The organism is Cellulophaga omnivescoria, from assembly GCF_001999725.1.
GTDB lineage: Bacteria > Bacteroidota > Bacteroidia > Flavobacteriales > Flavobacteriaceae > Cellulophaga > Cellulophaga omnivescoria.
Window position 1 is genome coordinate 191,442 of sequence record NZ_MDDP01000050.1, and the last position, 15,889, is coordinate 207,330.

Here is a 15,889-nt window from a genome sequence, read left to right on the forward strand (position 1 = left end):
TTTTTTATGACAAATTCATAATTTAACATTATGAATTTGATAATTTATACACCCTTAAAAATTTAAAATTTCACATAATTTATCAATACACTGAAAATGATGAATTAATTTCTTACTTATCATTAAATCTTTAAACATAATTTAACGATTGTAATATATTTGAAGAAATGTGATAATTTATGAAGCTGAAAAAACAAGGGTTATACCTACCGGATTTTGAACATGACAACTGTGGAGCAGGTTTTATATGTAGCTTAAAAGGAAAGAAGTCTAACGACATAATACATAAAGCCTTAGAGATATTAGATAAACTAGAGCACCGAGGAGCCGTTAGTTCTGATGGCAAAACGGGTGACGGGGCTGGTATCTTAATAGATATACCACATGATTACTTTGTAGAGGTTTGTAATTTTACTCTGCCAGAACCAGGCGAATATGCTGTTGCAAACATATTTTTGCCGCAAAAGGAAAACCAAAGAGATTTTTGTATTTCTGTTTTTGAAGAAAACATAAAAAAACAAGGGTTAAAATTGCTTGGCTGGAGAGATGCGCCTGTAAACAAAAATGTTCCTGGGCGTATTGCTATGGAAACAGAGCCCTTTGTTAAGCAAATATTTATAGCAAAAGAAGACAGCTCACAAGATTATGCTTCTTTTAACCTAAAATTATACATTGCTCGTAAAGTTACAGAGCACACAATTTTGGGATCTAAATTATCTGAAAGTGGCTTTTTCTATGTACCAAGCTTATCTACAAAAATTATTATTTTTAAAGGTCTTTTAATGCCACAAGACATTAAATTTTACTTTAAAGATTTAATGGATCCTAGAGTGGTTACAAGACTTGCCTTAGTACATCAACGTTTTTCTACAAACACTTTTCCTACTTGGGATTTAGCACAACCATTTAGGTATATGTGCCATAACGGAGAAATAAATACGTTACGCGGTAATGTGTCTAGAATGCGCTCTAGAGAAGAGTTATTAAAAAGTGATTTATTTGGAGATGAAATAAAAAACATACTTCCTATAATATTACCTGGCAAATCTGACTCTGCAACTATGGATATGGTGGTAGAATTACTGTTGATGACAGGCAGATCTTTACCAGAAGTAATGATGATTATGGTACCAGAAGCCTGGGAAAAAAACCCAGATATGTCTCCTGCTAAAAGAGCTTTTTACGAGTACAACTCTTGTATGATGGAGCCTTGGGACGGACCTGCATCTGTACCATTTACAGATGGCAACTATATTGGAGCAGTTTTAGATCGTAACGGATTAAGACCTTCTAGATATTCTGTCACCAAAGATGGCTACGTAATTATGTCATCAGAAACTGGTGTGGTAGATATAGAACCAGAAAACATTGAGTTCCACGGCAGATTAGAGCCTGGGAAAATGTTTTTGGTTAATATGGAAGAAGGCCGTATAGTTAATGACGAAGAAATAAAAGAAAAAATTGCTCAATTAAAGCCTTACCAAAAATGGTTAGACAATAATTTGGTACATTTAAAAGATATACCTTATAATGACTGCCCTTTATTTCTAGGAGAGGAAAGTCTTGATAAAAGAAAATCTCTTTTTGGATATACTTTAGAAGATATAAACACAATTATATTACCAATGGGCAAAACAGCCAAAGAACCTATTGGTTCTATGGGGTCTGATACTCCAATTGCTGTATTATCTGAAAAACCACAACTTATTTACAATTACTTTAAGCAATTATTTGCCCAAGTTACTAATCCACCTTTAGACGGGATAAGAGAAGAGTTAATTACAGATATTAGCTTAACTCTTGGTAGTGATCATAATATTTTTGATTTTTCGGAATTGCATTGCCGTAAATTAAAAATTCAGAATCCTGTAATATCTAAAGAAGATTTAGACAAGATAAAGAACTATGATGCTAGTCCAGATTACAAAGTAACATCTATTCCTATTTTATACAAAATAGCACGTGGGCACAATGCTTTAGAAGAAGCTTTAGCTAGCATACTAGACCAGGCCTCTAAAGCAATAGATAGCGGTACAAATATTATTATTTTATCAGACAGAAATGTAAACAAAGACAACGCACCTATACCTGCTTTGCTAGCTTTATCTTTTGTAAATAGCGGACTTCAAAAACTAGGAAAAAGATCTAAACTTAGTATCATTATTGAGTCTGCAGAACCTAGAGAAGTACATCATTTTGCATTATTATTTGGTTACGGAGCAAGTGCTGTAAACCCATATTTGGTAAACGAAATTATTGCTGAGCAAATAGAAGAAAATGACATTACAGACATTACTTTTGATGAGGCAATTAAAAATTACAACAAAGGTATTGGCAAGGGAGTTTTAAAAGTGATGAACAAAATAGGCATCTCTACCTTAAACTCTTACAGAGGTTCGCAATTATTTGAGTGCATTGGTATAAACACCAAGGTGGTAGATAAATATTTTCCAAATACCCCAACAAGAATACAAGGTATTGGCTTGTATCAAATAGAAAAAGAAATAGCAAAGAGACATCAAAAAGCATTTAACACTAAAGAAGTAGCTGCTAGTTTAGAACTAGAAATGGGCGGTGCATACAGATGGCGTAGAGATGGTGAAAAACACTTATTTAATCCACTTACCATTGCTAAACTACAAAAATCTGTACGTAACAACGAACCAGAAACCTACAAAGAATACTCTAAGCTAATTAATGAACAATCAAAACACTTAATGACTATTAGAGGTTTGTTTGAATTCTCTAACTACGATCCAATTCCTATTGAAGAGGTAGAACCTTGGACAGATATTGTAAAGCGCTTTAAAACTGGCGCAATGTCTTACGGATCTATAAGTAAGGAAGCTCATGAAAATTTAGCAATTGCTATGAACCGTATTGGCGGTAAAAGCAATTCTGGTGAAGGTGGTGAAGATGCAGAGCGTTTTTACAAAAATGAAACTGGAGATTGGAGAAACAGCGCTATAAAACAAGTTGCTTCAGGTAGGTTTGGAGTAACATCTAATTACTTAACAAGTGCCAAGGAAATACAAATAAAAATGGCACAAGGCGCTAAACCTGGAGAAGGCGGACAATTGCCTGGACCAAAAGTAAATCCGTCTATAGCAAAAACAAGAAACTCTACTCCGTATGTAGGTCTTATTTCCCCTCCTCCACATCATGATATTTATTCAATTGAAGATTTATCACAATTAATATACGATTTAAAATCTGCCAACAGAGAGGCAAGAATAAATGTAAAATTAGTATCAGAAGTTGGTGTAGGTACCGTAGCTGCTGGTGTAGCAAAAGCAAAAGCAGATGTAGTATTAATTTCTGGTCATGATGGAGGAACAGGAGCATCTCCTTTAACATCTTTAAAACACGCAGGCTTACCTTGGGAACTTGGTATTGCAGAAGCGCAACAAACTTTGGTTATGAACGACCTAAGAAATAGAGTTGTTGTAGAGTGTGACGGACAATTAAAAACGGGTCGTGACGTTGCAATTGCATGTTTACTTGGAGCAGAAGAATTTGGTTTTGCAACCGCTCCTTTAGTAGCTTCTGGATGTATCATGATGCGTGTTTGTCACTTAAACACTTGTCCGGTTGGTATTGCTACTCAAAATCCTGAACTACGTAAAAAGTTTAAAGGAAAACCAGAACACGTAGTTAATTATATGTACTTTATTGCTCAAGAATTAAGAGAAATAATGGCACAGTTGGGCTTTAGAACGGTTAACGAAATGGTTGGTCAGGTTCAAAAACTAGACCGCAACAAAGCCATAGAACACTACAAAGCAGAAGGCATAGACCTTACCCCTATTTTACATCAAGTAGATGTACCTGCTGATACCAAACTATACAATACACAAAAACAAGAGCACGATATTTATAAATCTATAGAGTTTAAAATTATAGAAAAAGCGCATCCATCATTATTCAGAAAAGAAAAACTAACACTAGATTTTCCTATTAAAAATACAGACAGAGCAGTTGGTGCAATTATAAGTAATGAAATTTCAAAAACCTATGGTGCAAAAGGTTTACCTATAAACACGCTACGTTTAAACTTTACTGGTTCTGCCGGACAAAGCTTTGGTGCCTTTGCAACCAGAGGTTTAACTATGACCGTTAATGGCAACACTAATGATTATTTAGGAAAAGGGCTTTCTGGCGGTAAACTAGTAATAAAAGTTCCTGAAGGTGCTACTATAATTCCAGAAGACAATGTTATAACTGGTAACGTAACCTTATATGGTGCTACTGCTGGTAGAGCCTACATTAATGGTAAAGCAGGTGAACGTTTCTGCGTGCGTAACTCTGGAGCAAAAACTGTTGTAGAGGGCATTGGAGACCACGGTTGCGAGTATATGACTGGTGGTGTTGCAGTAATTTTAGGTGAAGTAGGCCGTAATTTTGGAGCAGGTATGAGTGGCGGTATTGCTTACGTATTAGACCCAAACAAAACTTTTGAAAAAAATTGCAACAAAGAGTCTCTTAATTTACTACCTGTAGAAGAAGCTAATGACATTGCAGAATTAAAAGACCTTATAGAGAGTCATTACAACTACACTATGAGTCCTTTAGCACAACGTTTATTAGAAAACTGGGAAAACAGCTTACCAATGTTTGTAAAAGTATTCCCTGAAGAATACCGCCAAGCATTAAAAAGATTAGAAGAAGAAGAAAAAGCTAGCATAATATAGAGCACTATGGGAAAAACAACTGGATTTTTAGAGTTCGAAAGAAAAATAGAAGACTATGCTCCTGTAGAAGAGCGTATAAAAAATTATAAAGAATTTACACAGCCATTAAAAGAAACAGAATTAAAAAACCAAGGCGCACGTTGTATGGATTGCGGAGTTCCGTTTTGCCATAGCGGATGCCCACTAGGAAATTTAATTCCAGATTTTAATGATGCTGTTTACAAAGGAAAATGGGAAAAAGCAGCTACCATATTACACTCTACAAACAACTTTCCTGAGTTTACAGGTAGATTATGCCCTGCTCCCTGTGAAGAAGCCTGTGTATTAGGCATTAACGAAGATCCTGTATCTATAGAAAATATAGAAAAAAACATTGTAGAAACCGCATTCTCTAAAGGATGGATAACAGCACAACCACCTAAAACAAGAACAGGTAAAACTGTTGCTATTATAGGATCTGGACCGGCTGGCTTAGCAACTGCACAACAATTAAACAGAGCCGGACACTTGGTTACTGTTTTTGAGCGCGATGCAAAAGTTGGTGGATTATTACGCTATGGTATTCCAGATTTTAAAATGGAAAAAAACGTAATTGACCGTAGACTAGAAGTCCTGAAAGAGGAAGGGATAATTTTTAAGACTAACACACATATAGGAGTAGATATAGACGCCAACACTCTAAAAGAAGATTTTGATGCCGTTGTACTTTCTGGCGGTGCCACAGTACGCAGAAAATTACCTATAAAAGGAGCCGATTTAAAAGGAGTTGTACAAGCAATGGACTTTTTAAAGCAAAACAACAAACGTGTAGATGGTATTACCGATTTAGGAGAAGAAATAAAGGCTACCAACAAAGATGTTATTGTTATTGGTGGTGGTGATACTGGATCTGACTGTATAGGAACATCTATACGCCACGGAGCAAACTCTGTTTCTAATTTTGAGATTATGAGCAAAGCAACTCCAGAAAGGCCTGTAGATCAACCTTGGCCGTTTTGGCCAATGCGCTTACGCACTAGCTCATCTCATAAAGAAGGCGCAGAACGTTTTTTTAGCATATCTACCAAAGAATTTATTGGAGATGAAAAAGGAAACTTAAAAGGACTTATAACCGCAGAAGTAGAGTGGATAAAAACACCTGGACAAAGACCTACATTAAAAGAAGTTCCTGGTACAGAAAAAGAATGGAAATGCGACTTAGTTTTACTTGCAATGGGTTTTACAGGTTCAGAAATGACTGTAGCTCAGCAATTAGGCTTAGAAGCAGATCCTAGAACAAATATTAAAGCGTCTGCAAAAAACTATATGACCAATGTACCCGGTGTTTTTGTGGCAGGAGACCAAAGAAGAGGGCAATCTCTAATTGTATGGGCAATCTCAGAAGGCAGACAGGCTGCGCATCACGTAGATGTTTACCTAACAGGAAGCTCTACTTTACCACTAAAAGGAGAAGGAGATTTACCTAGGGTTTAGAAAAAAAAATAAAAAACGCTTTGTATTGATATTATACTATCTTTGCACTTTAAATTAAAAATAAAATTATGAGTAACGGTACAGTAAAATTTTTTAACGACTCTAAAGGTTTCGGTTTTATCACTCCAGATGATGGTGGTAAAGACGTTTTTGTTCACATTAGTGGATTAACTCACGAAATAGCTGAAGGAGACAAAGTTAGTTATGACGTTGAAGAAGGAAAAAAAGGACCTAATGCAGTAAACGTTGAAGTCCTTTAATATATAAAGAATTTAACTTATTACATGCAAAGCCTGTTGTTTTTAACAACAGGCTTTTTTGTTTCATCTAACTACTAATCTTAAACAATTTATAAAGGTTAATTTCCACTGTTTCAATTTACATCAAATGCGTACTTTTGCATAAATATCAATCTAAAACAAAATGAGCAACAACAAAATTGCACCTTCTTTATTAGCAGCAGACTTTGGAAACCTACAGAGAGATGTAGAAATGGTAAACAATAGTGAAGCAGATTGGCACCATATAGATATTATGGACGGCGTTTTTGTTCCTAATATATCTTACGGTATGCCGGTTTTAAAAAGTATAGCACAGCACGCTACAAAAACATTAGATGTACATTTAATGATTGTAGACCCTGATAGGTACATTAAAACCTTTGCTGAATTAGGTGCAAATGTGTTAACAGTACACTATGAAGCTTGTACACATTTACACAGAACTTTACAAGCAATTAAAGCAGAAGGTATGATGGCTGGCGTTGCTTTAAATCCGCATACAAGCATACACTTATTAGAAGATATAATAAACGACATTGATGTTGTTTGTTTAATGAGTGTTAATCCTGGTTTTGGCGGACAATCTTTTATTGAGAATACTTACTATAAGGTAAAAGCATTAAAGGAATTAATCATTAAAAAAAATGCAAAAACTCTTATAGAGATAGATGGTGGTGTTACCTCTAAAAATGCAAAGGATTTAGTAGATGCAGGTGCAGATGTACTAGTTGCGGGAAGCTTTGTTTTTAAGAGCGATAACCCTACGGATACAATTAAAAACTTAAAAGAAATTATAGGCTAGTGAATTTATTAGATGTTGTAATTATTGGCGGCGGACCCATTGGTATTGCCTGCGGATTAGAGGCTAAAAAAAACGGACTTTCTTATCTTATTTTAGAAAAAGGGTGTATTGTAAACTCGTTATACAACTACCCTGCTAAAATGCAATTTTTTTCATCATCAGAAAAACTAGAAATAGACAATATTCCTTTTATTAGTAATGAAGCCAAACCTAAAAAAGAAGAAGCTTTAGAATACTACAGAAGAATTGTAAGCAGTAATAATTTAGACATTAATTTATTTGAAAAAGTAACTGATGTCACCAAAGACACTACTTGCTATATTGTAAAAACCAGTAAAGCAACTTACACAGCAAATAGCGTAATAATAGCTACTGGTTTTTACGATATACCTAATAAATTAAATATTCTAGGAGAAGACTTACCAAAAGTTAGCCACTATTATAATAATCCACATTTTTTTTCTAAACAAAAATTAGCGGTTGTTGGCGCAAGTAACTCATCAATAGATGCTGCATTAGAATGTTGGCGTAAAGGCGCAGAAGTTACTTTAATAATTAGAGGTTCTGAAGTTGGTAAACGTGTAAAATATTGGGTACGCCCAGACATTATTAATCGTATAGAGGAAGGTAGTATAAAAGTTATATACAATGCCAATATTACAGAAATTAAAGAAAGAGAGATAGTAATAAAAACAGCTAACGAAACTATAGTATTAGAAAACGATTATGTTTTAGCCTTAACTGGTTACAGACCTAATTTTAATTTTTTAACCAAAATAGGAATTACTTTATCTAACGACGCAAAAAAAATTCCGACTCATAACACAGACACTATGGAAACAAACCTAAAAAATGTTTTTTTAGCCGGTGTAATTTGTGGAGGAATGGAAACACACAAATGGTTTATAGAAAATTCTAGGATACACGCTAAAAAAATAATAAGTACTATTTTAAAAAAGAAATAATAATTATATTACACTGTTTTCAGGGATAGTCATTTCACTAACTAATGGGATTGTCATACTAAATAATAATATAAACTTTGTAAACACTATTAAAACTAACTGTTAGAACTTCTTAATTAGAATAAATTAAGAAAATAACAATCAAATATTAAATCATCTTTTTTGATTACCACCAAATCTTCATACAACCTAAAGAAATATAGTAAGCTTAAATACTTTTTATTATATTTTATAATTGCAACCTTTCAATTAGCTGCAGCACAAGAAAAAGATAGTTTAAATAAAGAAGATAATCCTTCCTTTTTTTCTTTTTCATGGTCAAAAATTCAAAAAGACAAAACTTTACAACCTTTATATGATGCATTAAAAGATGCAACATTTGGAGCACAAAGATTCTCAGTATTTGATCAGCTTATAGAACACCACGCCAAAAAAGCAAATACCGATTCCGTTTTACATTATGGGAATTTATATGTACAAGAATTAGGAAATTGGGATAAACCGGAAAAAGATAAAAAATTTTTATATGCCAAAGCATATTATTTTATGTCTGTTGGTAGTTCGTTAAACGGACTAGTAGACAAGTCTATTGAGTGGAACATAAAAGGATTACAGGAAGCCGAATTTATTAATGACTCTCAGTATATATATTTACATAAAGTTAGTCTGGCAAAAAATTACATTGCTCAAAACAATATAGATAAAGCCATAAAACTACTTCAAGAAAGCATAGCAATTTACAATAAACAGCAACCAACAACTACCTATAAAGCATTTATGCAACTAGGCAATGCTTATTCCAAAAAAGAAGAATATAACAAAGCAGAAGAATACTACAACTCATCTTTAGAGCTTGCAAAACAATTTAAAGATTTAGAATCAGAATTAGAAACCAAACTTCACAAAGCCAAACTTTTAGAAGTAAATAAAGAATACAACAAAGCCATACAAATGTATGCGCAAATAAGTAACCAAGCAAAAGCCAATAATTTTAATGCTATTTATTATGAGGGTGCATTACTAGTAGCTAAATTGTATTATAAATTAGAAGAGTATAATATTGCTAACGTTGGCCTCACTATGGCTTACATTAATGCCGTAGATCATGAAAACTTACAATTTCAAAGAGAATCACTAATTATACAAGCAAGAAGCTTTTACAAACAAGAAGATTATAAAAATGCCTATGCAACAATGACACAACTTTTTGGAGTTTTAAATGAGATAAAAGACAAACAACAAAGAGAAATTATAAAGGAACTAGAGATACAATACGAAACCATAAAAAAAGAACAAGCTATTTCTGACTTAAAAGAGGACCAAATAAAACAACAAGCCGAGCTAGATAGGCAAAAAACTATTAAAGCAGCTTTTTTAATCGGCTTTTTAGTAATTCTTATTCCTGTAATTGCCCTACTCTATACCTATTACCAAAAAATGCAAGCTCAAAGTGAACTTGCTAAAAAGAACGAAGAAATTAACAACCAAAAAGTAACAACTCTAAAACAAGAACAGGAATTAAAGTTAATAAAAGCCGCAATTGAAGGACAAGATGAGGAACGAAAGCGTATAGCCCAAGAATTACACGATAGTATTGGTGGTAATTTAGCTGGAATAAAATTACAGCTTGCTAGCGTAAAAGAAAAAACCAGTACATTACATACCATATCTGGTCAGTTAGATGAAACCTACCAATTGGTTAGAGACATCTCTCACACCCTAATACCAAAAAAGTTTAGACAAGACGATTTTACACAGCTTATAAAAGAATATGCTAAATCTATTACAAGCACTGGCAAGCTAAATGTAGAGTTTTACCCTCACCCAGAAGAAAAAATAAATACCATTAATGAAATGGTAAAAATGGAGTTGTTTAAAATTATTCAAGAATTAATGACAAACACTCTTAAACACGCCAAAGCATCTAATACAGATATACACCTAAATTACTTTGAAGATAGCATTACTTTGCTTTTTGAAGACAACGGTAAAGGATTTGATACAAGCAAAAACGGAGAAGGTATTGGATTTAAAAATATTAAAAGTAGAATAGAAAAACTAAACGGTACTTTACACATAGATTCTGCTGTAAACAGAGGAACAGTAATATCTATAGAAATACCAATAAAAAACACAACCAATGGTAACATATAACCTAATTATTGCAGACGACCATAAAATGTTTATAGACGGACTTACGAGTATTTTAGAAGATGCTCCTGAGTTTAATATTACTACAACCGCTAAAAATGGTGCACAAGTAGTAAAATATTTAGATATTAATGGTGCCGAAGACATTCATTTATTAGTGACAGATTTAACTATGCCAGAAATGAATGGTATAGAATTAAACACTATCGTAAAAGAACGCTTTCCAGGCTTAAAAACACTAGTTGTTAGTATGCATATAGATGGCGGTATGATAGACACACTAATTAGAGGTAATGTAGATGGTTATGTACCCAAAAATGCTGAAAAAGATGAATTACTAGAAGCCATTAGAACAATTATTGGTGGTGAAAAGTATTTTTCTACAGAAATTAAAAAAGCCTATACTGATGCTATGTTTGCCAGTAAAAAAGAAAAAGAAATTTCTTTAACCAATAGAGAAAAAGAAGTTTTAAAACTTATTGCTGAAGAGTACACAACACAAGAAATTGCAGACGAGTTATTTTTAAGCAAGCATACAATAGAAAGTTACCGTAAAAATTTAATATCTAAATTAAATGTAAAAAACTTAGCCGGCTTAACTAAACACGCAATAAAAATGGGGCTTCTAGACGATTAAGCCTCTGCCACCCCTGTTTTCAGGGTAATCATTTTCACTAATACAGGCGTATTCTTAGGCCTATAATAGCTTCATCTTTGTAGTGTATTTAAAAAAGCACTCAATTATGAAAACTAAATTATTTGTATCAGTATTAGCAACAGCATCACTTTTCTTATCTTGTAGTAACGATAAAAAAACCGCAGAACAAGCAAAAGCAAACGCAAATATTAAGTCGGATATTATTATTGAAAACACAAAAATAAGAACAGGTATTTCTGCAGAAGATGAAGAACGTTCTTTTATTATGGTAACAGGAAAATCTTTATTAGATGGAACTGCCACCGTAAAAACAACAAACATTAAAGGAGAAGAAATACATTGTGAAAGCTTCCCTGCAAAAAAATTAATTAATCAAGAATACAAAACAGCAAATTCTACTTTAAAAGAATCTCACATTATGGAAAATGTGCAAAATTATTTTGAGGTTAACCACAGTAGAGATTTAGCAAAGTCATAATAACATACTAAACACTTACCACAAAAGCCACGCAAATTGCGTGGCTTTTACATTATATATGCTCCATAAATTTTATCTAAAAGCTCCGCTTTTAAAACAAAAAATCCAAAATTAAAAATACAAGTAAACTGTTATAAATTTTACGAATAGGGATGAACTGCGCTTCGCTTGCTGATCCCTAAAAGCTCCGCTTTTAAAACAAAAAACCCAAAATTAAAAATACAAGTAAACTGTTATAAATTTTACGAATAGGGATGAACTGCGCTCCGCTTGTTGATCCCTAAAAGCTCCGCTTTAAAAACAAAAAATCCAAAATTAAAAATACAAGTAAACTTGATTTTTAATTTTGGATTTTTTGTTTATTCGTGACCCCGGAGGGATTCAAACCCCCAACCCTCAGAGCCGAAATCTGATGCGCTATTCAGTTGCGCCACGGGGCCTTTTATTAGCTTATAAAAAAATTAAGCTAATTTACTTTTTACTATAGTAGAAATTGTTTTACCATCTGCTTTACCTGCCAACTGAGAAGATACCATACCCATAACTTTCCCCATATCTTTCATACCATCTGCGTTAGTTTTAGCTATTACATCATCTACCACTTTAGCTATATCATCCTCAGACATTTGTTCTGGCAAAAACTGTGCAATTACTTCTGCCTGTGCCAGTTCTGGAGCAGCTAAATCTTCTCTCCCCTGTTCCTTATATATAGCAGCACTATCTTTACGCTGCTTTACCAACTTTTGTACAATTTTTATTTCTTCTTCTTCACTTAATTCTGTTTTTGCCCCTGACTCTGTCTGTGCCATTAACAAAACAGATTTTATAGCTCTTAACGACTCTAAAGCAACGCTATCTTTAGCTTTCATAGCTGTTTTCATTGCTGTCATTACATCTTGTTGTAAGCTCATAATATTTAATTTTTAGGAACACGAAGATAAAAAAATAAACCCGAAAACAATTATTGCTTTCAGGTTTATACACTAAATTATATAGTTTAAAAACTACATTAATCTACATTATCATGTAAAAAAGAATTATTAGAACGCAATTGAATATCGTCTCCGTCTTCACTTAACGTTGTTCTAGAAATTCTGTTTTCAGGATTGTTCTGATTTAAATCTACTCCCTGACGTAAATAAGCTGGCTTTTTCTCCATATCATTTACGGTGTTAATATTGTTTTTAAACTTATGGTTAAAGTCTTTTAATTTCCTTCTACGCTCATCTGCTCTGTTTCTTAACAAATCTTCAATAGGAGTGTTCATTGGGTCTACTTCTATCTCTTTTTCTTCTGGAGCAGGAGTAGGTGCTGGAGCCGGTGCTTGAGTTGCTTTTGGTGCCACAGTTTTTTTCTCAAAAGCCAATGCCTCATCTATTATTTTAGGCTCTGCCTTTTCTGCTTTAGATTTAGCGCCTGTAAGCTCTTTTTCTAACTCCATATAGTCATCTAAACTATATCTTTTTTCTCCTTCTTTATTGTACTCTAATACAGGAACAACCTCTACATGATCTTTAACATCAATATTATTTACATCTTCATCATCTAAGCTAAATGTAATAGTATGCTCTTCCTCCTCTTCTTCAACTTTTTGTTCCTTACGCGGAATATCAAAACTAAATGCAAATTGATCTTCTTCTTGCACAACCTTTACTTCTTCTGCATCTACAACGTCAAAATCTCTTACATCTACAATAACAAAATCATCTTCTTTAGGAGTCTCTGCTACTACTTCATCATAAAAAACATTAAAGCTTTTAATAAAATTTGTTGTAGGTATTAAATCCATTTCTGGTTTTTCATCCTCAAACAAAGTATGTTTAATTACCTCCGGTTCTGCAGGAGCAACTTCCTTTTTAACAGGAGTAGTTTCTGGCTCAACCACTTCATAAACAACATTTGCATTGTTTGGTGTTAAGTTGTGGGTGGCCTTCTGCTCGTCTTCTAGAGTATGAATTATTTTTTTAGATTCTGTATTTACAATATCGTCTTGCTGATCTACATTAAAACCCGTAGCAATAACTGTAACAGCAATTGCATCTCCTAGGTTTTCATCTTCACCAACACCCATAATAATGTTAGCTCCGTGGCCAGCTTCTGTTTGTATATGATCGTTAATTTCACCTATTTCATCAATAGTAATTTCCTGAGCACCAGAAACTATTAACAACAATACGTTTTTAGCACCAGCAATTTTATTATCATTTAATAAGGGTGAATCTAATGCTTTCATAATAGCCTCTTGCGCTCTAGAAGATCCAGAAGCATTTGCAGAGCCCATAATTGCGGTACCACTGTTTGATAGTACCGTTTTAGCGTCACGTAAATCTATATTTTGTGTATAATGATGAGTTATAACCTCTGCTATACCACGAGCAGCAGTTGCTAAAACTTCATCTGCCTTAGAGAAACCGGCTTTAAAGCCTAAATTACCGTATACTTCTCTAAGTTTATTATTATTAATAACAATTAATGAGTCTACATTAGCACGAAGTTTTTCTATACCAGTCTGAGCTTGCTGGCATCTCATTTTTCCTTCGAACTGAAAAGGCATTGTAACAATACCCACTGTAAGGATATCCATACCTTTTGCTTGTTTTGCTATTATTGGAGCAGCACCTGTACCTGTACCACCACCCATACCAGCAGTAATAAAAACCATTTTAGTATTAGAATCTAACATACTTTTTATGTCTTCCATACTTTCTATGGCAGCTTGCTCACCAACCTCTGGGTTGGCACCCGCACCTAAACCTTCTGTTAAGGTAACACCTAATCTTATTTTATTAGGCACTGTACTGTTTTCTAATGCTTGTGAGTCTGTATTACAAACAATAAAATCTACACCATTTATTCCGGCTTGGAACATGTGATTTATTGCGTTACTACCACCGCCACCAACACCAATGACTTTTATTACGTTACTTTGATTTTTAGGCAAATCAAAAGAGATATTACTTTCTAATTCAGTGTTCTTGCTCATACTGTTATTTTACTGAGTTATTTTTTCAATTTTTCTATTTATGCGTTACTCTGCATTATCTAAAAAGTCTTTCAACTTATCAGACCATTTTTCAAAAATGGATTTACGTTCTGGTTTCACTTCTTTTTTGGTTGATGTGGTATTTGGTTCTTCTGTTTGGAAACCTTCTTCTGTTTGATTACTCTCTACTATTTCTTCTTTTTCTGTTTGAGCCTCTTCTAATGCTAATTCTTTGTTTTTAGCATTAGTTTCAATTGCGTTCATTAACAACCCTACACCTGTTGCGTATAACGGACTTGCTATATCTTGGGTAGAGTCTCCTGCTAAATGCTCATTAGGATACCCTATTCTTGTATCCATACCAGTTATATATTCTACCAATTGCTTTAAATGTTTTAACTGGCTACCACCACCTGTTAAAACAATACCACCAATTAGTTTCTTTTTTTGGTCTTCATGGCCATAATTTTTTATCTCCATATACACCTGCTCTATGATCTCTACAACACGAGCATGTATAATTTTAGAAAGATTTTTAAGTGTAATTTCTTTAGGCTCTCTACCTCGTAATCCTGGTATAGAAACTATTTCATTATCCTTATTTTCTCCTGGCCAAGCAGACCCAAATTTAATTTTTAATAGTTCGGCTTGTTTTTCAATAATAGAACAGCCTTCTTTTATATCTTCTGTTATAACATTTCCTCCAAAAGGAATTACAGCAGTGTGCCTTATAATACCATCTTTAAAAATAGCAACATCTGTTGTACCACCTCCTATATCTATTAATGCAATACCAGCTTCTTTTTCTTCTTGGCTTAGTACAGCATTTGCAGATGCTAAAGGCTCTAACGTTATACTACCTAAATCTAAGCCAGCGCTTTTAATACACCTACCAACATTTTTAATAGATGATACCTGCCCAACTACTACATGGAAATTAGCTTCTAACCTACCACCATACATACCAATTGGCTCTTTAATTTCTGCCTGCCCATCTACCTTATATTCTTGTGGTAACACATGAATAATTTCTTCTCCAGGAAGCATAATTAATTTGTAAACTTGGTTTACAAGTATATCTACATCATCTTCATTAATAACCTGCTCAGAGTCTGGTCTTGTAATGTAATCACTATGTTGCAAGCTACGTATGTGTTGCCCAGCAATACCAACCACAACAGAACTAATTTTTAAACCAGAAGTAGCCTCTGCTTCTTCTACCGCTTGTTGTATAGATTTTATAGTTTGTGTAATATTATTTACCACACCTCTATGTACACCAAGGCTTTTAGATTTACCAATACCTAAAACTTCAATTTTACCATACTCGTTTTCTTTACCAATTATGGCTACAATCTTTGTTGTCCCTATGTCTAATCCTACTGAATATTTACCTGGCTCCATAAC

General features: G+C 33.6%; 11 protein-coding genes and 1 tRNA gene. 8 read left to right on the forward strand and 4 right to left on the reverse strand.

The window, feature by feature from the left end:
* The first annotated feature begins 179 nt into the window (after nucleotides 1-179).
* From gltB to BFJ87_RS16205, 8 genes are all read left to right on the forward strand, one after another.
* The gene (gltB, locus tag BFJ87_RS16170; RefSeq protein WP_077407063.1) at nucleotides 180-4,691 is read left to right on the forward strand and encodes a glutamate synthase large subunit; all 4,512 of its coding nucleotides are present in this window, start codon (nucleotides 180-182) and stop codon (nucleotides 4,689-4,691) included.
* 6 nt (nucleotides 4,692-4,697) lie between these two features.
* Entirely contained in the window at nucleotides 4,698-6,164 is a 1,467-nt protein-coding gene (locus BFJ87_RS16175) for a glutamate synthase subunit beta (RefSeq protein WP_077407066.1), read from the forward strand.
* Between the two features lie 68 nt (nucleotides 6,165-6,232).
* Nucleotides 6,233-6,424 (forward strand): cold-shock protein, encoded by a 192-nt coding sequence (locus tag BFJ87_RS16180; RefSeq protein ID WP_013621600.1) that lies wholly within the window; start codon nucleotides 6,233-6,235, stop codon nucleotides 6,422-6,424.
* A 163-nt stretch (nucleotides 6,425-6,587) separates the two neighbouring features.
* The gene (gene rpe, locus BFJ87_RS16185; protein WP_077407069.1) at nucleotides 6,588-7,247 is read left to right on the forward strand and encodes a ribulose-phosphate 3-epimerase; all 660 of its coding nucleotides are present in this window, start codon (nucleotides 6,588-6,590) and stop codon (nucleotides 7,245-7,247) included.
* Nucleotides 7,247-8,212 (forward strand): YpdA family putative bacillithiol disulfide reductase, encoded by a 966-nt coding sequence (locus BFJ87_RS16190; protein WP_077407072.1) that lies wholly within the window; start codon nucleotides 7,247-7,249, stop codon nucleotides 8,210-8,212. The genes rpe and BFJ87_RS16190 overlap by 1 nt, the downstream gene beginning before the upstream one ends.
* 162 nt (nucleotides 8,213-8,374) lie before the next feature.
* Nucleotides 8,375-10,366 (forward strand): tetratricopeptide repeat-containing sensor histidine kinase, encoded by a 1,992-nt coding sequence (locus BFJ87_RS16195; protein ID WP_077407075.1) that lies wholly within the window; start codon nucleotides 8,375-8,377, stop codon nucleotides 10,364-10,366.
* Nucleotides 10,353-11,000 (forward strand): response regulator, encoded by a 648-nt coding sequence (locus BFJ87_RS16200; RefSeq protein ID WP_077407078.1) that lies wholly within the window; start codon nucleotides 10,353-10,355, stop codon nucleotides 10,998-11,000. Before BFJ87_RS16195 ends, BFJ87_RS16200 begins: the two co-directional genes overlap by 14 nt.
* A 106-nt stretch (nucleotides 11,001-11,106) precedes the next feature.
* A complete protein-coding gene (locus BFJ87_RS16205) occupies nucleotides 11,107-11,499 on the forward strand; it encodes a hypothetical protein (protein ID WP_077407081.1) in 393 nt (130 codons plus the stop codon).
* 366 nt (nucleotides 11,500-11,865) lie between these two features.
* On the opposite strand, the gene BFJ87_RS16210 is transcribed toward BFJ87_RS16205, so the two are convergent.
* The 4 genes from BFJ87_RS16210 to ftsA form a co-directional block, all read right to left on the reverse strand.
* Nucleotides 11,866-11,939: transfer RNA gene (locus BFJ87_RS16210), tRNA-Arg, on the reverse strand.
* A gap of 21 nt (nucleotides 11,940-11,960) precedes the next feature.
* Complete coding sequence (locus BFJ87_RS16215; protein ID WP_077407084.1) at nucleotides 11,961-12,410, reverse strand: GatB/YqeY domain-containing protein; 450 nt, start codon at nucleotides 12,408-12,410, stop codon at nucleotides 11,961-11,963.
* A 98-nt stretch (nucleotides 12,411-12,508) separates the two neighbouring features.
* Nucleotides 12,509-14,482: a cell division protein FtsZ gene (ftsZ, locus tag BFJ87_RS16220; protein WP_077407088.1), complete on the reverse strand. Its 1,974-nt coding sequence runs from the start codon at nucleotides 14,480-14,482 to the stop codon at nucleotides 12,509-12,511.
* Nucleotides 14,483-14,527: 45 nt separating this feature from the next.
* Nucleotides 14,528-15,886: a cell division protein FtsA gene (gene ftsA, locus BFJ87_RS16225; RefSeq protein WP_077407091.1), complete on the reverse strand. Its 1,359-nt coding sequence runs from the start codon at nucleotides 15,884-15,886 to the stop codon at nucleotides 14,528-14,530.
* Nucleotides 15,887-15,889 lie beyond the last annotated feature (3 nt).

What these genes read in the sequence shown, in the direction of transcription:
- gltB (WP_077407063.1), top strand. Translation starts at nt 180, where the DNA reads ATGAAGCTGAAAAAACAAGGGTTATACCTACCGGATTTTGAACATGAC.
- BFJ87_RS16175 (WP_077407066.1), top strand. Translation starts at nt 4,698, where the DNA reads ATGGGAAAAACAACTGGATTTTTAGAGTTCGAAAGAAAAATAGAAGAC.
- ftsZ (WP_077407088.1), bottom strand. Translation starts at nt 14,482, where the DNA reads ATGAGCAAGAACACTGAATTAGAAAGTAATATCTCTTTTGATTTGCCT.
- BFJ87_RS16200 (WP_077407078.1), top strand. Translation starts at nt 10,353, where the DNA reads ATGGTAACATATAACCTAATTATTGCAGACGACCATAAAATGTTTATA.
- BFJ87_RS16180 (WP_013621600.1), top strand. Translation starts at nt 6,233, where the DNA reads ATGAGTAACGGTACAGTAAAATTTTTTAACGACTCTAAAGGTTTCGGT.
- BFJ87_RS16205 (WP_077407081.1), top strand. Translation starts at nt 11,107, where the DNA reads ATGAAAACTAAATTATTTGTATCAGTATTAGCAACAGCATCACTTTTC.
- ftsA (WP_077407091.1), bottom strand. Translation starts at nt 15,886, where the DNA reads ATGGAGCCAGGTAAATATTCAGTAGGATTAGACATAGGGACAACAAAG.
- rpe (WP_077407069.1), top strand. Translation starts at nt 6,588, where the DNA reads ATGAGCAACAACAAAATTGCACCTTCTTTATTAGCAGCAGACTTTGGA.
- BFJ87_RS16215 (WP_077407084.1), bottom strand. Translation starts at nt 12,410, where the DNA reads ATGAGCTTACAACAAGATGTAATGACAGCAATGAAAACAGCTATGAAA.